The sequence below is a fragment of the Hugenholtzia roseola DSM 9546 genome, from assembly GCF_000422585.1.
Taxonomy (GTDB): domain Bacteria; phylum Bacteroidota; class Bacteroidia; order Cytophagales; family Bernardetiaceae; genus Hugenholtzia; species Hugenholtzia roseola.
Genome location: NZ_KE383879.1, coordinates 171,328 through 194,913, shown reverse-complemented (window position 1 = coordinate 194,913; position 23,586 = coordinate 171,328). Strand labels below are relative to the sequence as shown.

Annotated in this window: 15 protein-coding genes; 8 read left to right on the top strand and 7 right to left on the bottom strand. The window is 44.0% G+C overall.

Annotated elements, in window-relative coordinates; all coding sequences use genetic code 11:
* Window positions 1-213 precede the first annotated feature (213 nt).
* Complete coding sequence (gene rfaD, locus G500_RS0111200) at window positions 214-1,191, bottom strand: ADP-glyceromanno-heptose 6-epimerase (protein ID WP_027002619.1); 978 nt, start codon at window positions 1,189-1,191, stop codon at window positions 214-216.
* Window positions 1,192-1,558: 367 nt separating this feature from the next.
* Here rfaD and G500_RS0111190 point away from each other — a divergent pair, with 367 nt between their 5' ends.
* Both G500_RS0111190 and G500_RS23280 read left to right on the top strand, forming a co-directional pair.
* Window positions 1,559-2,206, top strand: coding sequence for a hypothetical protein (locus G500_RS0111190; protein ID WP_027002617.1), 648 nt, complete (start codon window positions 1,559-1,561; stop codon window positions 2,204-2,206).
* Between the two features lie 47 nt (window positions 2,207-2,253).
* Window positions 2,254-2,853 (top strand): thioredoxin family protein, encoded by a 600-nt coding sequence (locus G500_RS23280; RefSeq protein WP_086047888.1) that lies wholly within the window; start codon window positions 2,254-2,256, stop codon window positions 2,851-2,853.
* Between the two features lie 172 nt (window positions 2,854-3,025).
* On the opposite strand, the gene G500_RS0111180 is transcribed toward G500_RS23280, so the two are convergent.
* Both G500_RS0111180 and G500_RS0111175 read right to left on the bottom strand, forming a co-directional pair.
* Complete coding sequence (locus G500_RS0111180) at window positions 3,026-3,949, bottom strand: alpha/beta fold hydrolase (RefSeq protein ID WP_035757152.1); 924 nt, start codon at window positions 3,947-3,949, stop codon at window positions 3,026-3,028.
* Between the two features lie 160 nt (window positions 3,950-4,109).
* On the bottom strand, window positions 4,110-4,787 hold the full coding sequence (locus G500_RS0111175; RefSeq protein ID WP_027002615.1) for a TetR/AcrR family transcriptional regulator: 678 nt from the start codon (window positions 4,785-4,787) through the stop codon (window positions 4,110-4,112).
* Between the two features lie 529 nt (window positions 4,788-5,316).
* Between G500_RS0111175 and G500_RS0111165 the strand changes: the two genes are divergently transcribed.
* Window positions 5,317-6,858 carry a SulP family inorganic anion transporter gene (locus G500_RS0111165; protein WP_027002614.1) on the top strand — a complete coding sequence of 514 codons (1,542 nt, stop codon included), beginning with the start codon at window positions 5,317-5,319 and terminating at the stop codon, window positions 6,856-6,858.
* An 83-nt stretch (window positions 6,859-6,941) separates the two neighbouring features.
* Here G500_RS0111165 and G500_RS0111160 read toward each other — a convergent pair whose 3' ends face one another.
* Complete coding sequence (locus tag G500_RS0111160; RefSeq protein ID WP_051203529.1) at window positions 6,942-8,162, bottom strand: acyl-CoA dehydrogenase family protein; 1,221 nt, start codon at window positions 8,160-8,162, stop codon at window positions 6,942-6,944.
* 707 nt (window positions 8,163-8,869) lie between these two features.
* Between G500_RS0111160 and recR the strand changes: the two genes are divergently transcribed.
* Complete coding sequence (recR, locus tag G500_RS0111145) at window positions 8,870-9,472, top strand: recombination mediator RecR (protein WP_027002612.1); 603 nt, start codon at window positions 8,870-8,872, stop codon at window positions 9,470-9,472.
* Window positions 9,473-9,793: 321 nt separating this feature from the next.
* Entirely contained in the window at window positions 9,794-11,338 is a 1,545-nt protein-coding gene (gene guaB, locus G500_RS0111130; RefSeq protein ID WP_027002611.1) for an IMP dehydrogenase, read from the top strand.
* A gap of 74 nt (window positions 11,339-11,412) precedes the next feature.
* Here guaB and G500_RS23275 read toward each other — a convergent pair whose 3' ends face one another.
* Entirely contained in the window at window positions 11,413-12,447 is a 1,035-nt protein-coding gene (locus G500_RS23275; protein ID WP_035757149.1) for a peptidoglycan-binding domain-containing protein, read from the bottom strand.
* 1,067 nt (window positions 12,448-13,514) lie between these two features.
* On the opposite strand from G500_RS23275, the gene G500_RS25070 reads away from it, so the two are divergent.
* The gene (locus G500_RS25070) at window positions 13,515-15,989 is read left to right on the top strand and encodes a GEVED domain-containing protein (RefSeq protein WP_051203476.1); all 2,475 of its coding nucleotides are present in this window, start codon (window positions 13,515-13,517) and stop codon (window positions 15,987-15,989) included.
* A gap of 266 nt (window positions 15,990-16,255) precedes the next feature.
* Window positions 16,256-17,770, top strand: coding sequence for a TolC family protein (locus tag G500_RS0111090; protein WP_154657129.1), 1,515 nt, complete (start codon window positions 16,256-16,258; stop codon window positions 17,768-17,770).
* Window positions 17,771-17,987: 217 nt separating this feature from the next.
* Here the strand turns inward: G500_RS0111090 and G500_RS0111085 are convergent, their stop codons facing one another.
* Together G500_RS0111085 and G500_RS0111080 are read right to left on the bottom strand one after the other, a co-directional pair.
* On the bottom strand, window positions 17,988-20,393 hold the full coding sequence (locus G500_RS0111085; RefSeq protein ID WP_027002609.1) for a M28 family peptidase: 2,406 nt from the start codon (window positions 20,391-20,393) through the stop codon (window positions 17,988-17,990).
* Between the two features lie 35 nt (window positions 20,394-20,428).
* A complete protein-coding gene (locus G500_RS0111080) occupies window positions 20,429-23,203 on the bottom strand; it encodes a 7TM diverse intracellular signaling domain-containing protein (protein ID WP_027002608.1) in 2,775 nt (924 codons plus the stop codon).
* A gap of 19 nt (window positions 23,204-23,222) precedes the next feature.
* Between G500_RS0111080 and G500_RS26005 the strand changes: the two genes are divergently transcribed.
* Window positions 23,223-23,450, top strand: a complete 228-nt coding sequence (locus G500_RS26005; RefSeq protein WP_027002607.1) for a hypothetical protein — start codon at window positions 23,223-23,225, stop codon at window positions 23,448-23,450.
* Window positions 23,451-23,586: the final 136 nt, after the last annotated feature.

The window sequence follows — 23,586 nt, the reverse complement described above, 5'->3', positions numbered from 1 at the left end:
TTCTAAAAGTCAGTAGCAAATGTAGGGACAAGGCAGTGCCTTGTCCGAAGTATGGTTGAAATAAAACAGCATTTTAAGACCCGAAACAAGGTTGATTCCAAATCTTATTTCGTTCCAAATTTGAAACGGCAACGCGCTTTGTAGCACCAAATTTGACTCTCTGACTGCTTTTGTGGAGTTTTAAAATCCGCCTAAAATCTACCTAAAATTCGCTTAAAATCCTTTATTGGCAAGCAAATATGCCTTTACGTAGTCGCTTACGCCCTCTTCGAGGCTATGAAAGGGGCGATTGTAGCCTTGCGCGATAATTTTTTGCATAGTCGCTTGGGTAAAATATTGATACGTGTCGCGAATATCGATTGGGGTATCGATAAAGTCTATTTTTGGCTCTTTGTCTAAGGCTGCAAAAACAGCCTTGGTGAGGTCTAAAAAGCTCCGCGCCTTGCCGCTGCCCAAATTGTAGATGCCACTTTTGGGTTGCTGCTGCCGCAAAAAGTCAAGTACCGAAATCACATCTTTGATATAGACAAAATCGCGCAACTGCTGCCCGTCTGCAAAATCAGGGTGATGCGAGCGAAAGAGGCTCATGCTGCCCTTTTTTTGTATCTGCTGGAAGGCATGAAAAACTACCGAAGCCATGCGCCCTTTGTGGTATTCATTTGCACCATAGACATTAAAAAATTTCAGTCCTGCCCAAAAAGGAGGCGTTTGGCTTTGAGAAAGCACCCAGAGGTCGAAGAGTTGCTTCGAATTGCCGTAAGGATTAAGGGGCTTCAATTTGGGAATCAGACTTTCGTCGTCTTGATAGCCTTGCTCGCCTGCGCCGTAGGTAGCAGCGGAAGAGGCATAGATAAAGGGAATTTGCTTTTTTACCGCCCAATTCCAAAGATTTTGGCTATACACAACGTTGAGTTTTTCGAAAAGGGCAACATCAAATTCCGTCGTATCGGTACGTGCGCCAATATGCAGAATAGCCGTTAAGGGCGGATTTTCGGCTTCTAACCATTGAAAGAGAACCTCCCTTTCCACTTTTTGCACGTTAGGAAGAGGGAGGAGTGGTGCGTAGTTGCGCTGTTTTTCTTTTTTAGAAAAATCATCGACCAGCACCAAAGGCAGCGAAGGCTCACTTCTTTTGAGGTGAGCTGCCCATGCACTTGCAATAAAACCCGCAGCACCAGTAAGCAGAATCATAAGGGAAGGGAATTTTCAGACCCCAATGCGTCTGAAGGTTAAAAAAAACTAATCAGAAAGGCGAAATTATAGGCAAAAGCATAGCTCTCAATGCCAAAAATGCGTATTTTTGCATTACAAGTTGCAAAGAAACGAAAAAGCCTGCAAAAAAGTATCGCCTCCCAACTTTTGAGGCGGTAAAACTCTGCTTCGAAGACGCAGGGGGGCTGATTTGGATAAAAATAGCGTATGTAGCACTTTTTTTGCCCCTCTGTTTGCCCAACTTGCTTGCTTTCGCTGCCTTGTATCTTGTTATTTGTTATTTTGGCTAAAAATTTGTCTATTTGAAAGCCACTACAACTCACCCTTTTGTCAAAAAAGAAACCCGATGAAAATACGTACTTTTTACTCTTTTTGCTGTTATAGCCTTCTTTTTTTTGCTTTTTTTAGCTTTTCGCAAGTCTTTGCCCAAAAGGTGCAATTTAAGGTTACGGCACGTAGTATCCCCAGCAACTGCTCGGCTGGCGGCACTTCCTACGATATGGGCTATGTTTCTACTGCAAACAATCAAGATTGGGTTGTCGTCGCCTTCTTTGTCCAGCGCAAGGGCGGCTATTGGGAAAAAAAGGAATACACGCGGCAGGGGGCAGGCTATCTCAAATTAGATTTGAGCAGTTGCGACTACACAGGCAATTACTACGCCTTTGCGTGCTTGGCAGAAGACAAAGAGTGTTCCTTTCCCGATGTCTATCAAATCGAAACCAAACACAACGCCCAAGACCAAGCTCCTAAATTTAGAATCGTAAAGGTAGATAAAATCCCCTGCGACGGGGGCGAGGGGGCAAAAGTAGAATCGGGCTATGTCTATGCACCCACAGGTGGGCAAGTGGAAATTACGCTTTTTATGGAGAAAAAAGACGGCACGTGGCGCAAAAAGACATACCTCTACTTCGGTACAGGCAAATTAGATTTAGACATGGAGGGCTGCGACCTAACGGGAAACCACAAGGCTACGATTCGCTATCTGGACAACTAAATCCTTTATCTTTCGGTTATGCTTCTCACTTCTAAATTCTCTTTCTGATGCGAAAAGTCAATTTTATTTCTAAAAAAGCGCACCCTCTGGCGATAATTTGCGCTCTACTCTTTTTTTTCGGCGTAGGAAGCGCAGCTATTTCGCCCACTGAAAAAAAACAAGAGCTACTAAACGAGCCGATTAAATGGTACTCTTTCCAAGAGGCGATGGAAATGCAAAAGAAAGCACCACGCAAAATATTTGTAGATGTTTATACCGATTGGTGCGGCTGGTGCAAAAAAATGGACAAAAATACCTTTCAAAATCCGATTATTGCCAAACAACTCAATCAAGATTACTACGCCGTCAAGTTTAATGCTGAAACAGAGCGCGAACCTATTACGGTAGGCGGACACACTTTCAAGTACGTCGAGCAGAACGGACGAGGTTATCACGAGTTAGCCGTTGCGCTTTTGTCGGGCAAGATGAGCTACCCTACTGTCGCTTTCCTCGACGAAGAGATGCGCCTTATCCAAGCCGTACCCGGGTATCAAGAACCCAAACCCTTCGACCAAATGCTCAACTTTTTTACCCAAGATGCCTACAAAACAACCCCTTGGGAGCAGTTTGTGGAAGGCTATCAATCGCCTTTTGAAGATAAAAAATAGCCGCCTTAACTTCTAAAATCAGGCACAAATGTAGGGACAAGGCATTGCCTTGTCCTAATTTTTTTTAATAAGCGCGTCTTTTTCAGACCCAAAAAACGCCTAAGCCAAATTTTGTTTTGTTTCGAATTTGAAAATATAGATTTTTTCAAAAAAGCGAAGACAAGATAAAATCCTATTTCTGACCCAACCACTGTTGAATTTGGGTAGCCATTTGTTCGTATTGCGCTAAGGCAGGTACGTGTTTGGCATCTTTCAAGATGTGGTAGCCTTTGAAATGGGGGAAAAGTGCTGCCAAGCGTTTGAGCGTTTGGGGGGTAGGGAAAAAAACATCATCTTCTGCCAAGAGCGCATAAACGGGAGCTTCTAATTTTTTGCCCTCCGCTAAGGTCAGTTCGGGCGGACGGCGATAGTCCATCTTGACCCCCAATAGCAGCGTTTTGTGCAGTTCGAGCGATTCTGCCTCGATTTCAGTGTAGAAAGCACCCATAAAACGCTTCAAATCTGACTCTTTTTTGCTAAGGCGAAAGCGCAGCAGTGGCAAGAGAAGTTGGCGAAAATAGGCACTAAAAGAGCTATTTGCCAAGCCCGAAGGCACGACAAAAATTGCCTTTTCTATCCTTTTAGGCGCGAAGGCGATAAGTTTTTGTAACACAAATGCCCCATAAGAAATGGACACAAAGGGCGCACTTTCTATTTTCAAACCCAATAAGATTTCCTCTAACCAGCGTCCATAACTGCCGTCGGCTACCGAAAGTCGCTCCTTTGCCTGACTGTAATTTGCCTGCCCAATCGTGTCAATGCCGATAAGTTGGTACTGACCACTCAATTTTTCTAAGGCTTCTAAGGCAGAGGGCGCACTTGCATTGAGTCCGTGCAAAACGAGCAGGGGCGGCAAATCCTGATTGCCACTTATCAAGACGTGAGTTTTTCCAAAAGAAGTTTCTAAAAACAACGACCGAAGCGGCAGGCGCAACTTTTGCAGCGTCTGATGATAAAGGCGCGTGAGCGTTTTGGCGGCTTCGGGGTTTTGATAGAGCCAAGTTTGATACGGAAACGGCGTAGAGGCAGAAACGAGCGTGTCTTGTAGCATATTCATAAAAAGTGCGCGTAAGAAGGTGAAAAAAAGTACAAAAGAAGATAAAAACAGAACCCAAAAACGGCGAAAGTGAGAACAGACTTTCCGACAACAAATTTAGGTCATTTGACCTAAATTGCAAAATAAAAACGCCCAATTTTTCTTTTTTTTGTTTTTTGGCTCAAAAAGTAGTCGTTTCTTGTCTTTGTGCTTCGAAGGTTTGAACGTTGAAAGCCTCAAAATCGCTTCTTCCTTTTGGGGTCAGATAGGGAAAAAGCACCTGATTGACAGTGTTTAGATAGCTTTCGCGCGTTTTTTCGAGGTGCGGACTTTGCAGGGCTTGGATAGGCAGGGCGATAAAAAAAAATGTCCGCACCATGCCACTTATTTCCATTAGATTTTCCAGATGGGCTGCGCTAAAATTGTTTTCTATGATTCCTTCTTTTTGTAAAATTTGGAAAAAGGGCAGGTAGCTTTCTTTTCTTTTCTGATGGCTTTCGTTCAGATATTGGGCAATGGCAGGATAAGTACGAATGATTTGTGCATATTCTTTAAATAGAAAAATATATTTGATAGAAATATCAAAAGTATAAAGCGGAGCGGCAAGTAAGGCAGGAAGCGAAATGGCGACTCCTTTCTTTTGGATAGCGGCTAAAATTTCTTTCTGTTCGAGGATAAGGTCTTGAAAAAGAGCCAAAATAAGGCTATCCTTTGTGGGGAAGTGGTAGGTCAGATTGCCAAACCTGATGCCCATAAATTTGGCTACTTCGCGAAAGGAAACGCCCTCAAAGCCCTTTTCATTGAACAAAAGACGCGCTTGGTCTTTGATAAACTGTTTTGTATTTCCTTTGTTTTTCATATAATATTTTAATTTTTAACATTAAAATAAAGTTATTTTTTTAGTTTTTTATATTAACTACTCCTAAAACCAATAAACACAGAAGTTCCCAGTACCAATCTGACCTCTTTTTTAAACTTGTCATCAAAAAAACAATAAAGATGCGTAAAATTATCATTTTTCAAAATAAAAAGTGGTATTTGGCAAAAAAAAAGAGGTTGAGTTTCTTTTTGGGGTTTTAGACAGAATGTTATACGGCGATTTTCTTCTTAAATGCGAAGCCTGTTTTTATTGCCTCATAAATTTCACCTAACTTTGTGTCGTTATGAAGCAATCAAAATTACACGACGAGTACGAATTATTCTGCTTTTTGTTATTTGTTTTACAGACTCCACCTTAGTTCCTCCATTTTTAAAGAAGAGCCTTTGAGTCTGTCGTAATTTATTTGTTTTTACTTGATGAGAGTTCGAAACAAGTGTTTTGAGCTTTTATTTTGTTTATTACCAATCTTATGCTATTTTTATAGCATAGTATAAACTTTGTTTTTTTAATGAAAAAGTATTTTAATTTATTTGATTTTAGTCAGAAAGTAGACTACAAAATAGAAATTCTATCAGGACTTACTGTCGCCTTAGCTTTAGTACCTGAAGCGGTTGCGTTTTCCTTGATAGCAGGCTTATCACCACTAACAGGCTTATATGCAGCTTTTACTATTGGCTTGATAACCTCTATTTTAGGCGGTCGTCCAGGTATGATTTCTGGTGCGACAGGCGCGATAGCAGTCGTAATCGTCGCCTTAGCCAAATCGCATGGGGTAGAGTATGTCTTTGCTACTGTGGTTTTAGCGGGTTTGTTACAAATAATAGCAGGGCTTTTGCGTTTGGGCAAGTTCATTCGCTTAGTGCCTCATCCTGTGATGTTTGGTTTTGTGAATGGTTTGGCGGTTGTTATTTTCTTGTCACAATTAGACCAATTTAAAGTGAAAGATGGGGCAGGTGCTTTGCAGTGGATGGAGGGAAGTGCGCTTTACTTGATGTTAGGTTTGGTATTGCTAACTATGCTAATCATTTGGGGTCTGCCCAAACTTACTAAGGCAGTTCCTGCCTCCCTAACTGCCATTTTAGCGGTTTTTGGTATTGTTTCCTTTTTTGGCTTGGATACGGTTACGGTGGGCGATATTGCTTCTATCGAGGGCGGTTTCCCACCTTTTCACTTGCCCGAAGTGCCATTTACGATGGAAACCTTAGTGATTATTTTTCCTTATGCACTTATTGTAGCAGGGGTAGGGTTGATAGAAAGTTTGTTAACGCTTAACCTGATAGATGAAATTACCGAAACGCGCGGTTGGGGCAATAAAGAAGCCGTAGCACAAGGCATTGCCAACTTTGTTACAGGGATCTTTTCAGGCATGGGAGGCTGTGCTATGATTGGTCAAAGTCTTATCAACATTTCAGCAGGGGCGAGAGCGCGTCTTTCGGGCATTGTAGCTTCTGTTATGCTTTTGATTTTTGTGATGTACGGCTCGGCATTGATAGAAAAAGTGCCGATGGCTGCCCTCACAGGATTGATGATTATGGTTGCGATAGGAACTTTTGAATGGGTGAGTGTCAAGGCTTTTAATAAGATGCCTAAACACGACATTTTGGTTATGGTGCTGGTGATGCTCGTTACCATTTTCCTACACAACTTAGCCTTAGCCGTACTTATCGGAGTGATTATCTCTGCTTTGGTATTTGCTTGGGAAAGTGCAAAACGCATTAGAGCAAGAAAAAGAGTTGATGAGCAAGGGGTCAAACATTATGAAATTTACGGACCTTTGTTTTTTGGCTCTACCACTGCTTTTGCTGAAAAGTTTGATGTCTTAAACGACCCTGACGAAGTTATCATTGACTTTAAAGAGAGCCGTATTGCAGATATGAGTGCCATCGAAGCGGTCAATAAAATCACGGAGCGTTATGCCAAAGTAGGAAAAAAAGTGCATTTGCGTCATCTTAGTGGTGATTGCAGGCGTTTATTAAAAAACGCAGATTCGCTCATTGATGTGAATATTGTAGAAGACCCTACTTACAAAGTTTTGGTGGATAGCGAATAAAACCGTTTAACTTATGAAAAAAGCGACTTGAATCATATCAAGTCGCTTTTTTATTGGTGGGAAAAATTCTCGCTTGTCTTTTTTTATGAAAAAGCAGGAATACCCGTAATTTCTTTACCCAAGATGAGCAAGTGGATGTCGTGTGTGCCTTCGTAGGTAACGACTGATTCCAAGTTCATCATGTGGCGCATGATAGAATACTCGCCTGTGATGCCCATGCCGCCCAAAATTTGGCGTGCTTCGCGTGCAATGTTCATCGCAATTTCGATGTTGTTGCGTTTTGCCATCGAAATTTGGGCAGTTGTGGCTTTTCCTTCGTTCATGAGCGTACCCAAGCGCCAGCTAAGAAGTTGGGCTTGTGTAATGGCGGTAAGCATTTCGGCTAATTTCTTTTGGATAAGTTGGAAACTCGCGATAGGTTTGTCAAACTGAATACGCTCCATTGCATAGCGGCGTGCCGTATCATAACAATCCATAGCCGCCCCAATCGCACCCCAAGAGATGCCATAACGGGCTGAATCTAAGCACATCATCGGTGCGCCTAAACCGTCTTTATTAGGCAGTACGTTGGCTTTGGGAACTTTGACGTTATCGAAAACCAATTCGCCTGTGATGCTGGCACGCAAAGACCACTTGTTGTGAATCGTAGGCGTAGAAAAACCTGCCATGCCGCGCTCTACAATTAGCCCTTTGATGCGTCCGCTTTCGTCTTTTGCCCATACAACGGCAAGGTCGGCTTCGGGTGAGTTGGTTATCCACATCTTAGCACCGTTGAGCAAATAGTAGTCGCCCATGTCCTTGATATTGGTGAGCATGCCCGAAGGGTTTGAGCCAAAATTGGGTTCGGTAAGTCCGAAACAGCCCAAAAGTTCGCCTGTGGCAAGTTTGGGCAGGTATTTTTTGCGCTGCTCCTCGTTGCCAAATTTATAGATAGGGTACATTACCAAAGAAGATTGTACCGAAGTCATGGAACGCATGCCCGAATCGCCGCGCTCTACTTCTTGCATCATCAGACCGTAAGAAATGTAGTCTAAGCCGCCGCCGCCGTATTCTTCGGGAATAGAGGGACCAAACGCGCCCAATTCGCCAAATTTAGGCACTAACCACTTGGGAAAAATATTCTTGTCGGCACATTCTTCTATGATAGGCGAAACTTCTTTTTTGATGAACTCGCGCGTAGATTGGCGTACTAATTTTTGCTCTTCGGTCAGAAGGTCGTCTATTTGATAAAAATCGGGCGATTCGAAAGCATCTTGTACGTTGCGAGGACTAATGTGGGTGGGATTCTCTAATACAACTGCCATATAAAGTTGAGATTTGGGAGGTAAGAAAAGTGTTTGCGTGTGTTTTTTTTGCAAAATTACAAAAAAAACACACGCCTAATAGAATTTAGAAGCCTATTTTTCAAGACCTTCTGTAAAATCTAAATGTTTCTGAAAAAAAAACGCTTATCAGCCAAAAAGCCGATAAGCGTAGTATCCTGTTCCAACAATATCGCTGTAGGGGAAGGGTTCGAACCTTCACGAAGCGGTTAGACCTTTGAAAAGACAAAGGCTTTTTTCCGTTTATCTTCACCCCCGAGACCAGAGGGCATGGCTGCCTAAATTTCATCACCCTACATTTTGCATACAAAAGCGATACATTTTTGCATCAAAAGAAAAGCGGCTTGCTTTTCAAAATTTTACGCGCCTTTGTTATCGTTTTGTTGATGCAAAGTAAGTGCGAAAAAATGGACTTTGCAAATTTGGCAAAGAAATATCTTGATTTTTAGATAGAATTTAAAAAAAGCGAATTTCGCTGTCGTTATTTTTAATAAAGCCTTTCTTTTTTGAAAATATCGCAATTTGGAAAATGCTGCTTTTTGTTGTCTTTGGAAAAAATGGAAACCTTTTTCAGTCAAAAAAATTTATGTATATTTGCCAAAGTGTGGCTTTTGCCGCCCTGTGTTGGCAGCCCGTTCCTTTTAGCCGTTTTTTCCTATGCCCTTTCCTACTTCTGAAACTTTTTCTCTATGAACTACCCTTCGAAATTGATAGAAACCGCAGTGAACGAAATTTCGCGCCTTCCCAGCATAGGCAGAAAGAGTGCCTTGCGTTTGGCTCTGCACTTACTCAAACAAGACCCTATGGAGGTCAGACGCTTGACACAGGCGATAGAAGATTTGGTAGAAAAGACGCAATATTGTACCCAATGCCATGCCATTTCGGATACGCCAATTTGTCAGGTTTGCAGCAGTCCCAAACGCGATAGAAGCGTAATTTGTGTGGTGGAAAGCATTTCCGACTTAATGGCGATAGAAAATACTGCCCAATACAATGGACTTTATCACATCTTAGGAGGCGTAATTTCCCCCATCGAAGGGGTAGATGCTGCCGATTTAAACATTCAAAGTTTGGTAGAACGCGCTGCACAGCCCGAAACACAGGAAATTATTTTGGCTCTGAACGCCTCTATGGAAGGCGAAACGACGGCTTTTTATCTGACCAAATTGCTCAAAGAAAAGCAGGTGCGCATTAGCACCATTGCACGTGGCGTACCCATTGGGGGCGAATTGGAATATACAGACGAGATTACTTTGGCGCGAAGCATTGCCAAACGGATACGGTATGAATAGCCTCGAAAATGAGTTTTCAAAGGCTAAAATTTCTAAATACTACCAAAAAAATAGCATCTCTTGTGTTTTTTTGTGATAAAGTTAGATTTTTCTATTTTTGAAAAACAGACTTTTTGTATAAAATATCGCTGGTCTTTATTTTTTCGGTATAAAAATTTTTTTTCACCCTTGCTGCCCTTTATTTCTTTGCTTGTGGGCTTCGGAAGCGGTAGAAAGTTGTTATTTTCCTAAAAACGGCGAAAAATAAGGCGGAGGCGGCTTTGGTATTGAAAAAATGCCTAATTTTGTTTGGCAAATAGTAGCACCTAATTATTTGCCGATATGTCCTCATTTATCTCTGCGCCTAATGTAGCCCTCGAAGGCACACAAGAGCCTTTCGCTTCCACTGCCCATCAGCAAGCCGCTTATCAGGAGAAATTTCTTTTTCAGGCACTTACCTACGACGACGTACTGCTCGTTCCTGCCTACTCCGAAGTGTTGCCACGCGATACCCAAACCCAGACCCCGCTCACGCGCAAAATCACCCTCAATGTGCCTATTGTTTCTGCCGCTATGGATACCGTTACGGAGGCAGAGATGGCGATTGCGATAGCGCAAGAAGGGGGCATTGGCTTTATCCACAAAAATATGTCGATTGAAAGGCAAGCCGAACAGGTGCGCAAAGTGAAGCGTTCTGAAAGCGGTATGATTCTCGACCCCATTACCCTTCAACCCCATCAGACCCTAAAAGAAGCCAATGCGCTGATGCAGGAATTTAAAATTGGCGGTATTCCTGTCGTAGATGCCGAAGGTATCTTAGTTGGGATTCTGACCAATCGCGACTTGCGCTTTCAGAAAGATATGAGTGTTGCGGTTTCCGAAATTATGACGCGCCAAGACCTGATTACTGCGCCCGAAGGCGTGGATTTGGCACTTGCCGAAGATATTTTACAAAAATATAAAATAGAAAAACTACCTATCGTCAATGCACACTATAAATTAGTGGGGCTGATAACCTACAAGGACATTTTGAAGCGGCGCGACCGCCCTAATGCCTGCAAGGATAGCTTCGGACGCTTGCGTGTAGGAGCTGCCATAGGCGTTACTGCCGATACAATGCAGCGCGTAGAAGCCTTAGTAAAGGCAGGAGTAGATGTCGTAACGCTCGATACAGCGCATGGACATTCGAAGGGCGTGATTGAGATGCTCAAAAAGATAAAAGGCAAATTTCCAGAATTGCAGGTGGTGGTAGGAAATATTGCCACAGGCGAAGCCGCCAAAGCCTTAGCAGAGGCAGGTGCTGATGCCGTAAAAGTAGGCGTAGGACCGGGCAGCATTTGTACCACGCGCGTAGTGGCAGGTATTGGCATGCCCCAACTTTCAGCCGTCTTCGAGGCAGCGCAAGCACTCAAAGGCACAGGCGTACCCGTTATCGCTGATGGGGGGATTCGCTTTTCGGGCGATTTGGTCAAGGCTATCGCCGCAGGTGCGTCTTCTATTATGATAGGTTCGCTTTTGGCAGGAACGGACGAAGCACCGGGCGAAATGATAATTTATGAAGGGCGCAAGTTTAAATATTATCGCGGCATGGGTTCGTTGGAAGCGATGGAAGATGGCTCGAAAGACCGTTATTTTCAAGATACCGAAGACGACATCAAAAAACTCGTACCCGAAGGCATTACAGGGCGCGTTCCCTACAAGGGCAAATCTTACGAAGTCTTGTACCAATTAGTAGGCGGCTTGCGTGCAGGCATGGGTTATTGCGGTGCTGCCGATATTGCAGCCCTACAAAAGGCAAAGTTTGTCGTCATTACAGCCGCTGGCGTGCGCGAAAGCCACCCCCATGATGTAGTCATTACGCGCGAAGCACCGAATTATAGTAGGTAGTCAATTTTTTTTTAGTTTAGATTTAAAACCCCATAAAAGCCAAACTTTTATGGGGTTTTTCGTTAGCTTTAAAATTATTTCAACAAATTCCCATATTCAGCGATAAAGGCTTTGAGTGCCGTTTTGAGGGCATTTTTGAGCGAAAAGTCTGCCTCTTCGGTGTGGGTATGATTCTTTACGCCATGTTGGGCATCTGCCTGCGTTTTGAGCATATTCGAGGGGGCAAGGCTCACCTGCGTCGCGCCTTTGGTTAGGCTCACACTAAGGATTTCGCTGCTCGAAATGTTCCACTTGTAGCTTTCGCGCACGCCACGCGGGAGTGAAATTTGGGCTTTGTCGGCGACAAGGGTTGCTTTGGCGCGTGTGTTCATCACCAAATTAGATTGATTATTGAAGACGCGATAAATTTTAATATCAAAAGTATCGTCATTGAGGCGTGTTGCGGTGTAGCCGTAATAAATGCCCTTGCGCATAACGCCACCTTTGAAATAGTTGGGGCTATCGGTGATATAATATAAGTATAAATCCTCGCCTTCGGGTTTGAGCCAAGCCTGCCCATAGACCAACTCTTTCAGCTGGTTGATTTGTGCCACCGTCGGCGCATTGCCATACACTTCCAAAATAGCTCGCTTGCGAAAAGCTCCCAACGCTGCGGCACTTGCCCCTGCCTTTACTAAGGCTTGATACTGCCCCTGCGCTTCGGAAAGAGAGGTGATTTTCTTTTCTGCCACTGCCGTTTCTACTTTTTTCTCCTCGCTGGCATCTAAGGGCTTTTCCTCCGTTACCAAGCCTGCATCAAATTCGTCGTCGTCGTCTTCGGGTTCGGGTATCAAATCGGGTTCGGAATGAGTCGTTTGTAAAGGCGCAACGCTTTCGCCACGCCTTTTGGCACGCCGCATCTTTCGGCGCAGGCGTTTCATCGTGATTTTGGTCTGTCTATCCACAATGCCGTCAGGCTCGATTTCTTTGTTGGTCTGAAAATCGCGCACTGCCTCTAAAAGGGCTTGGCTAAAAACACCATCTGTGGGCAAATCGTATCCTAATTCGTTGAGGATTTTTTGCAATTTCACTACGGCGCGTCCTTTGTCGCCTAACTGTAATGCTCCCATGTAAGCTATCGGATTAAAAGGTGAATAAAAAAGAAGCGAATTTCAAAAATAAGAAAGCACAGGTATTGCCTTAGTGGGGGGAGGCAACGATAAAAGTCTTAAATGCACCCCACCCCAAACCCCGCCCCCATAGGGCGGGGCTTTGATTCGGAATCATTTTTTTTGCATTTATGCAAAAAAAATGATTTGGTTTTCGAACCATCTCCTATAGGCAGTGATGTTAAATTCTAAAAATTAGATTCAAATGTAGGGACAAGGCACTGCCTTGTCCGCAGCAAGATTGAAATAAAAAAGGGCTTTCAGACCTAAAAAAAGGTTCTGCCCAAATTTTATTTTGTGTCAAATTTGACAAAACAAGGTTTTTTACAGAACTTAACATTAATACCCCATAGGGCGGGGCTTTGATTCGGAATCATTTTTTTGCATTTATGCAAAAAAAATGATTTGGTTTTCGAACCCTCCCCTATGGGGGGAGGGCAGGGTGGGGGTTCAGGAGGCTTGTGCGAAGCACAAAACCCCGTTTGTCGACCTTCTGACCGTTGCAACAACGCCCCAAAAGACGAAAAGATAGTATAAAAAAAGCAATTTTCACAATATTTACAACTTTTTATTTTTTGACTACCCACGCCCTCGCGCTTTTGTTTGGTTTCAGATTGTAAGATTTTTGGCGAAATATATTTTTCTTATTCCTATAATGCAACCTTGTTGCAAAAAGTAGCTTCTTTGCTTTTTCTTACCTTAGAAAAAATAAGATTTGGCTTTTTTGGTGGGTATTTTTGAAAAAAAACGAAAAACCCTTAAAAAAGCTATAATCTTCGGTTTGAAGCGTTTTGAAAAAAGGCTATCCGAATATTGCCACTGCTAAAAAGGCAGTTGGCAGAATTTTATTCTGAAAAAAAAGCCTTTCCTATCCTAAAAAAGTGGCTTTTTGAAGGCTGATACGCATAAAAGATTTTTAAGTTTCAAAAAAGCGTTTTATGTTTGCACTCGTTCTTACAGATGTAAGAAAAAGCCCTTTTGAGAATTTAAGTATATCCAAACCCCTGTATCCAAACCAAACATCGACAATGAATATCCGTACAATTACCGTTTCTCTGTTCTTTTTAGCCCTACTTTTGGTAGGAAATTTGGCAAATGCTCAACAAAACCGCAACTGCCACTCGATGGAACACTTAGAAGCCCTGAAAGCAAGCCACCCCGAAAGCGAAACGCGCATGCGCCAAATAGAGAGCTTCACGCAAGAATATATCCGAAATCAGAGAAATAGCAGAGAACAAAATAACGTCTATACCATTCCCGTAGTTGTGCATGTGATTTATCGCACTTCTACCGAAAATATCAGCGAGGCACAAATCAATTCTCAAATTGCGGTTTTGAATCAGGACTTCCGCAAGACCAACGCCGACGCAAACAACGCACCTTCTGAATTTGCACCTTTGGCAGCCGACACCGAAATACAGTTTGTATTAGCCACTACCGACCCAAGCGGCAATCCTACCACAGGTATCACGCGCACTTCCACTACCGTAAGTTCTTTTAGCACCAACGATGCCATGAAATACACCGCACAAGGCGGACGCAACGCTTGGGATACCCAACGCTACCTCAATATTTGGGTCTGCAACTTAGGCGGCGGCATTTTAGGCTATGCGCAGTTTCCGGGAAGCGGCTCGGCAGCAACCGACGGCGTAGTAGTAGGACACAACTATTTTGGCACCACAGGCACAGCGCAAGCACCTTTCAATAGAGGTCGTACTACCACACACGAAGTAGGACATTGGCTCAATTTGCGCCACATCTGGGGCGATGGCAACTGTAATGCAGACGACTTTGTAACAGACACGCCTACGGCAGGCGCACCCAACTATGGCTGCCCTTCTTATCCTTCAAAATCTTGCAATAGCAATGGCGGTTTCACAAGCGATATGTTTATGAACTATATGGACTATGTAGATGACGCTTGTATGTATATGTTCACCACAGGTCAGAAAAATCGTATGCGTGCAGTATTGGCTTCGGGCGGATTCCGCGCTACTTTGGTAGCTGGAAGCGGCGGCGGTACTACGCCTCCTGCCGACCCACAATATTGTGCCTCAAAAGGCAATAGTGTAGCCGACGAGTGGATTCAGAGCGTCAATATTGGTGGAAACACACAGACCACAGGCAGCAACGGCGGTTATTCAGACCGTACCGCTACGGTTATCAATCTAAGCAAAGGCGTTTCTACCAGCGTATCGCTCACGCCCGGTTTTGCAGGAACGGCTTACAATGAATATTGGAGAATTTGGATTGATTTAAACAATGATAAAGATTTTGATGATGCAGGCGAACTTGTCTTTGATGCAGGTGCAGTGAGCAATACGACGGTAAATGGTGCTTTCACCGTTCCTACTTCGGCAATTACGGGCAATACACGTATGCGCGTTTCGATGAAATACAACGGTGCGCCTACGGCTTGCGAAACTTTTTCTTACGGCGAGGTAGAAGATTATACTGTCAATTTGGGCGGCGCAACTGCCTCTTGTAATGCACCTACGGGCGTAAACGTTTCAGCCGTAACTGCTTCTTCTTTCACCGTTTCATGGAATGCCGTTTCAGGCGCAACGGCTTACAGTGTGGAAGTTCGTCCTGTGGGCGGCACTTGGACAGCCCTAAGCGCAAGCTCTACTTCTCTTAATTTGACAGGTGCAAGTGCTTCTACCACTTACGAAGTGCGCGTCCGTACCGTATGCGGAAGTACCAACAGCAACTACTCTTCAACCGTTACGGTTACGACTGCTGCGCCCCCTGCCGTTTCTTACTGCGCTTCAAGAGGCAATAGTGTAGCCGACGAGTGGATTCAGCGCGTACAGTTTGGCTCTATCAATAACAATTCGGGTGCAAATGGTGGTTATGGCAATTTTACAAACCTTTCCACTACCCTAAATCGCGGCACAAGCTACACCCTGACCATCACCCCTGCTTGGAGCGGCACAGTGTATAGAGAAGGCTATGCCGTTTGGATTGACTGGAATCAAGATGGCGACTTTGCAGATGCAGGCGAGCAAGTAGTTACGGTAGCACGCACCAACGCCACGCCTATCAGCCGCACCATTAGCGTACCCACTACTGCCCTTGCTGGCGCAACCCGTATGCGTATCTCTATGAAATACAACGCCACACCTACGGCTTGTGAAACGTTCTCTTATGGCGAAGTAGAAGACTACACCGTTGTCATTGCCACAGCAAGCAGCAATGTAAATCCTGCCGACGACCATGTAGCTTCACAGCAGCGCGAAACACAAGGCGGCGATTTGAAAGAAGGCGACATTGCGTTCTCTTTGTATCCTAATCCTGCCCAAACAGTTTTGAACGTCCGCTTAGGTTTTGTAGGCGAAGGGGCAAAAGTGAGCATCATCAGCGTAACAGGTGCAGAAGTGTATCAGACAACGCTTCAAAATCAAGAAAATGAACTGACCATCAGCCACTTAAAAAGCGGTATGTATATCCTTTCCGTAACCGACGGCAGAGAGGTATTCACCCAAAAGTTCATCAAAGAGTAAAAAGGCAAATTGTAGTAGTTTTTCTATAATGGAAGGTAGAAAAAGTGCGATTCTTTTAGAATCGCGCTTTTTTTTATGTCTGATTCGCAAGTTTTGAAAGAATTGCACGCCACCTGCTACTTATTAGTGCGATACCCAAGGCGGCAGAAAAAAGGTGATACGGTCTAAAACCTTTCGGTTTTGCTTTGCCACAAGTTTTTTGCCCTATTTTGGCAAAACAAGCTGCCCTTTCTTTCTTCTTTCTTTTTTATTTGATACTTCCCTTTATGCAAAAAAAATCTGCTTCTCTCTCTCCTGCCCCTGCGTCTATGGGCGTGCTGCTGGGTAAGACGCTTCTCCTTTTGGTCTTGGTAGGATTTTCTAATCTGCTCTCTGCCCAAAACGAAACTACCCTACCCAAAACTTGGACGCTACAAGCCTGCCTCGACTATGCCTTAGAAAATAATTTGCAGGTACAACAAAACAACCTCACCATTGAAAGCAATCGTTCTACCCTCAAACAAGCCCAACTCGATAGATTGCCCTCGCTTAATGCCAATATTTCGCATTTCTACAACTTCGGACGCTCGCTAAACCCTTTTACCAACCAATTCATCAACCAACAAATTCAGACCAATAACCTTTCCCTTTCGGGTGATGTAACCATTTTTAGCGGCTTTTCCATCAATAATACCATCAAACAAAACAAACTCAATGTAGAAAGCAGCGAATTTTCTTTGGAAGAAGCCAAAAACAACCTCAAACTCAATCTCATCAATGCCTACTTGCAGGTAGTTTTGAATCAGCAAATTTTAGAAAATGCCCAAAAACAGAGCGAATCTACAAAGGCACAAATAGAGCAAACCCGCCGCTTGGTAACCGCTGGAACGCTCCCCGAAGTCAATCTATACCAATTAGAAGCCCAATTCGCTACCGACAAAGTGCAGATTGTGCAGGCGCAAAATAGCATCAACCTCGCCAAACTAACCCTCAAACAACTGATGCAACTCCCTGCCCAAACGCAAATGGAACTTGTCGTTCCGCAAATGGTAGCTCCTTCGGAATCGTTGGAAGAACGGCAATTAGAAGCGATTTTTAGCGCGGCAGAAAACAGTCAGCCACAGGTAAAGGCGGCGCGTTTGGGTACGCAAAGTTCGCTCTTGGGTATTGAAATTTCTAAGGCACGCCTACTGCCTACTCTAAGTTTCGGCTTTCAAGCCAATACCAACTATTCGAGTGCCAACAAGACGCTGCCCGACTTAACCAAAGAGCCTATTTTTAGCGGCATAGACACCTTGGGCTACATTCCCGATGCCAGCGGATTGCCGCAAGACTATGTAGTGCGCCCCCGTTTTAGCCTGCAAGAAAAGGAATTTGGCTTCTTTTCCCAGATACGCGAAGCCTTCCGACAAGGCTTTGGTTTTAGCCTACAAATTCCAATTTTCAACCGTTTCCAAACGCGAAATGCTATCCAACAAGCCACCATTCGCGCCAAGCAAAGTGAAGTCAATGAAAAAATTGTCATCAACCAGTTGCGCCAGACCATCGAGCAAGCCTATTTAGACGCGCGTGCGTCAGAGGCAAGCTATCGCGCCAATCTCGAACGTGTGAAAGCCTTGCAAGAAGCCTTCCGCGCCAGCGAAAAACGCTATGAATTGGGGGCTGCCAATCTTACCGATTATACGCTTGCTAAAAATAATTTGGCGGCGGCTGAAAATGATTTGCTTCGCGCCCAATATGATTTCATTTTCAAGGTCAAGGTCTTAGATTTTTATCAGGGCAAGCCTTTGGAGATAGAATAACGGATAACTTTTGCGACTTATTTGTAAAATAGGCTGCTCTCTTTTGTGTTGTGTAATAGAAAAGACACAGAAATAGGACACAGAAATAAAAAAATCAGCCTACTAAAACGGCATTTAAAGGGCGTTTTACACATCAAATGTCCCTTTAAGTGCCGTTTTTTACCTATGAAAAGCCCATTACAAGGCTATGATGATAGCAAAGTTTTTGCCGCGCCTGTTATTTTTCTTTGGGTTTCATAAGGGTATATTGATTTTTGAGCCAAACGGCATCAGAAAAAAAGCTAATTCCGCGCATGAAGTTTTTACCACGCTTGGCAGGGGCAAGGCTATCGAGTTCGGCAAAATCGCGTTTGGCTTCAATTAGGGAAAAAATTAAGGTATCTTTTTGCGATTGTGCGTAAAAGACTGCACCCGAATCGGGCAGGGCAAAGAGGTTCAGATGCGCATATCCTTTCAGGGGTTTAGAAGTGGCTTGTTTTTCTTTAAGGCTGTCTTTTTCACTGTGTAGAGGCTGCTGCGGATAAACCCAAAGGCTATCAGTTGTGCTTAGGCGTATAAAATGCCCCTTTCGCTGCGAAACGATTTTTAGTTTCCAAAGGTCGCCTTTGCGTTCTATCAACTCAATTTCGGGGGCAGGCAGGGTAAAACAAGTGTCCAAAGGGTTGAGTGTAAAGCGATTGGCGTACTTTTTTTCGTAAAAGTAAAGCGTTGTATCCTTTTGTTGGGTGCTGTTAAAATAAGGGGTTAGGTATTCATCTAAGATTTTAGTTTCCGTACCCCAAAAACTGCGGTTTTCTACCAAATCGCTCACAAAAAAGAGGCTATTGGGGCGCGGTTGATGCGGCTGAAAGCCCACTTGCAAACTGCACCACATTAAAAGCAAAATACCCGACATCATACCCAACAAACCCAAAACCCATCGCCACGTATGCGAGAAAATTTCGTATAAGGGCAGCAATAAGCCCGAAATAAGCAGGATAAGCATAACCGAAACTGTCCGCCCTTGCAAGGCTACCCCTTCGGCAAGCGTCAGGCTTGGAAGGGCTTGTGGAAACATCTGAATTGGAAACCACCAAATATAGACCACCAAAGAAGCACCAGCACCCAATATTAGCACATCAAGCAGGTGATATTTGGCTTTTTTTCCGCGCAAAAGCAGATAGAGCCAACTTAGAAAGCCAATCCCTAAGGGAATGGAAACCAGATAGCTACTTTGTACGAGGAGTTTTTCATTCGAGGAAAGCACAAAATAAGCCCCCAAAATCCACCAAAATAGCGTGCCTGTAAAGACTTCTAATAAATTTATCCTTTTTTCAGAAGTATCGCCGCGCAAAAGGGCATAGAGAATGAGTATCAGACCAAAAGCCAAGAGAACAAAGGCAGTAAAGTAGAGCGTATCAAAATAGGTTAGTTCGTAGGGAAAAACCGAAAAATTGGGTTCATGCACCTTCACTATCCAACGCCAAAGTCCATGAAAAAGCACCCCAAAAAGCAAAATTAGCAGCGGATACAAGACAAGACTTAGCAAAATTGCCCACCAACGAAGACTGCGAAGCGAGGTAGCAGCCACTACTACAAAGGCAATCGCTACACCTATCCAAATTTGGAAAAAGAGTGGCGAGGGGGCAAAGTGGAAAATTCCGCCCAGCGGGTCGCTAAAAAAAATAAGGCTGCGCCCCCCTTTTGCCTCTGCCAAATCGAGGTTGCCGAAGTGCCGAATGAGAGCCAAAAGATAGTCGCCATGTTGTTGCAAAGAGCCTAAGTTTAGGTTTTGAGGCGCATCTAAGGGAGTGTGGTATTTTTCTACATTGCCAATAAAGGCAAAATTTAGCAAAGGCAGGCTATCCCGTAAAAAGATAGTGCCATCGGTATCGTTTGGCATTTGTTCATAAATACCGACAGCAACCGAAGAGGTCAGGGCGCGAAAACGGTGTTCTTTTGTGGCGGCAGCAAATTGGCGGATAAGCCATTCGTTGTTCGGACTTGTTTGAAACATCATAGACGCACCCGAAGTGCCGCGTGCTTCAAAATTGATGACCAAGCCCACTTCTTTTGCCCAAGGGTGTTGTTCTAAAAAGGCAGTTGCGCCAAAAAGCCCTGTTTCTTCGCCATCGGAAAAGAGAAAAATAAGGTCGTTTTCCAAAGGGTTCGTTAGGTCGGTTTGTTTCAAAATTTGCAAGACTTCCAAGATAGCACCACAGGCGGCACCGTCGTCTGCCGCACCGTTTGCGCCTTCGGCAGAGTCGTAATGGGCTACTACCAAAATGGCTTTTCGCCCTATTTTCGAGCTTGCCCTGCCTTTGATGCGCACCAGAATATTTTTGACAAAACCTATTCTTAAATCTTTGCGCAAGGAATCAAAGACGATAGCAGACTGCACAGTGGGTTCGTAGCCTATTTTTTTCACCGTAGCCGTTAGGAAAAGCCGCACACTATCGAGGGCAGCCGAACCCGCAGGGTGAGGCGTGGCAGCTATTTTCTTGACAAAATCCATAGCTCTTATCGCTGAAAATTCGGTAATGCTATCTTCCGATTTTAGACCCGAAGGCGAAACCGAGCGTATAGACCAATAAAAAGCGAAAGCCATCATCAAGATGGCGACAAAACCTGCTAATCCGCGCATATAAAAAATGTTTAAGGCTGTTTAAATAGGGTTGGTTACAATTTGATACCGATAAGGGTAATGTCGTCGCGCTGTTCGGCATCTAATTGATGTTGGGCTAATTTTTCTAATAAAAATTCCTCTTGGTCTTCGATATCTTGTGGGGCTATCTGTTCGAGCCAACTTAAAAATTGAGTAGTACCGATTTTTTGATGTTTGGGTGAGGCTTGGTCTACATAGCCGTCGGTAGTCAGATAGACACAATCGCCTTTTTCTAATTTCAGGGTGCTATATTCAAAAGCCACATCTTGCTTGCGAACTACGCCGCCTACGCTTTTGCGTGTGCCTTTGATTTGCGCCAAATTGCCTTTCGAAAAATAGTAAAGCGGACGCTTTGCTCCTGCAAAAGTGAGGATAACTTCTTGATTATCAGGATTTTCTTCTATCACACAAAGACAGATGTCCATGCCGTCGTTATTCGAGTTGCTCTCCTGTTTGAGGGCGCGTCTTACGCCGCGATTGAGGCTTTCTAAGATGGCGGCAGGGTCTTGGTAGCGCATAACAGACTGATTCAGTTGCATCGAGCCAATCATGGACATAAAGGCACCAGGTACGCCATGCCCTGTGCAGTCGGCAACGGCAATGTATTTTCTATTTTCCACCTGCTCTGCCCAATAGAAATCGCCCGAAACGTAGTCTTTTGGCTTGTAGATAACAAAATATTGGTTGAAAAGGCGCGTCAGGCGGCGCGTGCTGGGCAGAATCATGGCTTGAATATCACGCGCATAACGAAGGCTATCGGTGATTTGCAGGTTTTTGCGCGAAATTTCCTCTTTGGCACTTTGTATCGTTTCGTAGGCTTCATTATTTGTCAGGGCAATGATGATATAAGAAGCCATTGTTTGTAAGATGCGATAATCTTGGCGTGTATAGGCATCTTTGCGCGTACTCTGAATGGTGAGAACGCCTAATAAGTGGTTGTCTTTTTCGAGTGGATAATAGATGATAGAATTGCGGTCTTGCAGGAGTTTGCCTTGCGTCTTATTCTGCATAAAATAAGCATATTCTACCTCAAAATCGTTGATAAAAATCACCTGCCTATTGCGGGCGCACCAAGTAGAAAGTTGTTCTGAATCGAGTGGAATTTCGCGATAGGGCTGCCGTATCCCATCTTTTAGGAAGTGCAAAAATTCGAGCGCATCTTTTTGCGCGTCGTAAGTGGCAATACCAAAGACGGAAGCGTCCATCATCTCTTTGATGTGGCTATAAACGGTATCGATGATGATACCCAAATCGAGCGAAGCGATAATGTCTTTGCCAATTTCGGAAAGGTGGGCAATGTCTTGATAGGCTTTCTGGATTGCGTCTTGTTGTTCTTTTAGCTCAAAATTGACGATTTCGAGCTGCTCACTTTGTTTCAAGACCTCATCTTGTTGGGCGCGAAGTTCTTGGTTGATGTCTGAAATTTCGCGTGTGCGAGCGGCTACTTCCAATTCCAAACGTTCATTTTGTTCGCGAATGAGTTTTTGGTTTTCTGCATTTTTCGAATCCACTTCCTTGCGCAGGGTATTGATTCTATCTATCAAACCTACCGAAACGATAAGCCCTAAGAGCAAATCGCCCACCTGTGAGGCATGGGCAGTGAAATAAGTGCGCTCCACCCATTCTAATTGGGCGGCTATGAAAATCAAAATTCCTGCAAAATAGACCACATTTGCCACCAAAAGAAAACGCGCAGGGCTATATTGAAGGCGAAACACAAAGTAGAGATTGGCTACCAAAGCGATAACAATCGTAACCAAAAGCGTTACCATCACCAAAAACAAATGGTGAATCCCAAAAAGACTCAATACAAACCAAAAGAGCGAAATCAGACCCAAAACTATAAAAACGTAGTCCCAAGTGCGCTGATTTTCACGCATGTTTAAAAAGCGGCGGAAAAAGAGCGTATAAAAAAACCAAAGCATCGAGAGCGAAGGCACTACCAAACGCCAATTGAGGCTTGGGTTGCGGCGGAAGAAAAATTCCACCAAATACTCCTCTATTACCAAATTGAAAAAAAGAGCCGAAAGCAGCAGTCCAGTGTAATAAAGGTAGCGGCGGTCTTTGAAAAGAAACGTAACTGAAAAATTGTAAAGTGCCAGAAGCAACATTGCACCCAAATAAAAGCCCTGATAGTAGCGTCGTTCTTTGGAAAGTTCGAGCGCGAGTGGCAGGTGCTGCACGCTCAATTGGGTGAGATTTTTTAAAATGCTCTTGTTTTGTTTCGAAAAGCTGGTTTTGTTTTCTATGCGTACAAAAAAGGTCTTGCTTTCATAGGGCGCAAACATCAGAGCAAACCCTGCCGAGCGGTCTATGGTCAGATTGCGGCTCAAATAAGGGTGCGTAATGCCGTCTTCTTGTTTGGTGTAGCGCACGCCAACGGGCGAATAGAGTTGGGCATGGTCGGCATCTTTGATGAGAAGCAGGAAGTTTTCTGCCGTCGCAAAGTTGTTTTTGAGTGTAAAGCGCAGCCAATAGACCTGTGTGGGGGCTTGATAGAGTTGGTCTTGTTGGCTTTCGGTTAGAATTTGAAAATGCGACAAGCCTTCTAAGGTCTGAAAGTCCTCTATCGTGAATTTATTTTCTAAATCGGCACAGCCCTTCAAGTAAGGTTGAAGGCTATAAACTTCCGTTGTATCGCTTAAAAGTAGCACATCGCCTGCCTTTGTCGGTGCAAAGGGCAAAAAGAAAGAAGCAAAAAATAGAAGAAAGGCTGCCTTTTTCTGCCATCTCACTTGCATCAATGATTGTGTCAATATTTCTAACAAACGCACAAAAGAACCTTTCATCTTACCCTTTTTCGAAAAAATGCTCGAAAGGATAAGACTAAAAGCAGTAAAGCCAAAAGATGCCATCAAAAAGCGCGTCGTTCGTGATATGTGTGCAAGCGTTGGCAAAGGCAGTCGTTTAAAGGTAGAGAAAGACTACGGAGGCAAAGATAGGCTTTTCTTATCCAAAATCCAAATCTTTGTGGAGGCAGTCGGGTTTAAATTTGAGGTAAGATTTGGCAGAGAAATAAAAAAAGAGAAAAAATGACAAAGCGCATGAGCAACAGAGCCTGAACAACAGAAACGGCAGAGGCACACTGTTCCCCAGCGGTGTTAAATCCTCAAAATTAAGTGCAAATGTAGGGACAAGGCAATGCCTTGTCCGCATTGAGATTGAAACAAAA

Bases quoted from the DNA above. Each gene is read 5' to 3' on its own strand.
- rfaD (WP_027002619.1), bottom strand. From the start codon at position 1,191: ATGATTCTGCTTACTGGTGCTGCGGGTTTTATTGCAAGTGCATGGGCA.
- G500_RS0111190 (WP_027002617.1), top strand. From the start codon at position 1,559: ATGAAAATACGTACTTTTTACTCTTTTTGCTGTTATAGCCTTCTTTTT.
- G500_RS23280 (WP_086047888.1), top strand. From the start codon at position 2,254: ATGCGAAAAGTCAATTTTATTTCTAAAAAAGCGCACCCTCTGGCGATA.
- G500_RS0111180 (WP_035757152.1), bottom strand. From the start codon at position 3,949: ATGAATATGCTACAAGACACGCTCGTTTCTGCCTCTACGCCGTTTCCG.
- G500_RS0111175 (WP_027002615.1), bottom strand. From the start codon at position 4,787: ATGAAAAACAAAGGAAATACAAAACAGTTTATCAAAGACCAAGCGCGT.
- G500_RS0111165 (WP_027002614.1), top strand. From the start codon at position 5,317: ATGAAAAAGTATTTTAATTTATTTGATTTTAGTCAGAAAGTAGACTAC.
- G500_RS0111160 (WP_051203529.1), bottom strand. From the start codon at position 8,162: ATGGCAGTTGTATTAGAGAATCCCACCCACATTAGTCCTCGCAACGTA.
- recR (WP_027002612.1), top strand. From the start codon at position 8,870: ATGAACTACCCTTCGAAATTGATAGAAACCGCAGTGAACGAAATTTCG.
- guaB (WP_027002611.1), top strand. From the start codon at position 9,794: ATGTCCTCATTTATCTCTGCGCCTAATGTAGCCCTCGAAGGCACACAA.
- G500_RS23275 (WP_035757149.1), bottom strand. From the start codon at position 12,447: ATGGGAGCATTACAGTTAGGCGACAAAGGACGCGCCGTAGTGAAATTG.
- G500_RS25070 (WP_051203476.1), top strand. From the start codon at position 13,515: ATGAATATCCGTACAATTACCGTTTCTCTGTTCTTTTTAGCCCTACTT.
- G500_RS0111090 (WP_154657129.1), top strand. From the start codon at position 16,256: ATGCAAAAAAAATCTGCTTCTCTCTCTCCTGCCCCTGCGTCTATGGGC.
- G500_RS0111085 (WP_027002609.1), bottom strand. From the start codon at position 20,393: ATGCGCGGATTAGCAGGTTTTGTCGCCATCTTGATGATGGCTTTCGCT.
- G500_RS0111080 (WP_027002608.1), bottom strand. From the start codon at position 23,203: ATGAAAGGTTCTTTTGTGCGTTTGTTAGAAATATTGACACAATCATTG.
- G500_RS26005 (WP_027002607.1), top strand. From the start codon at position 23,223: ATGCTCGAAAGGATAAGACTAAAAGCAGTAAAGCCAAAAGATGCCATC.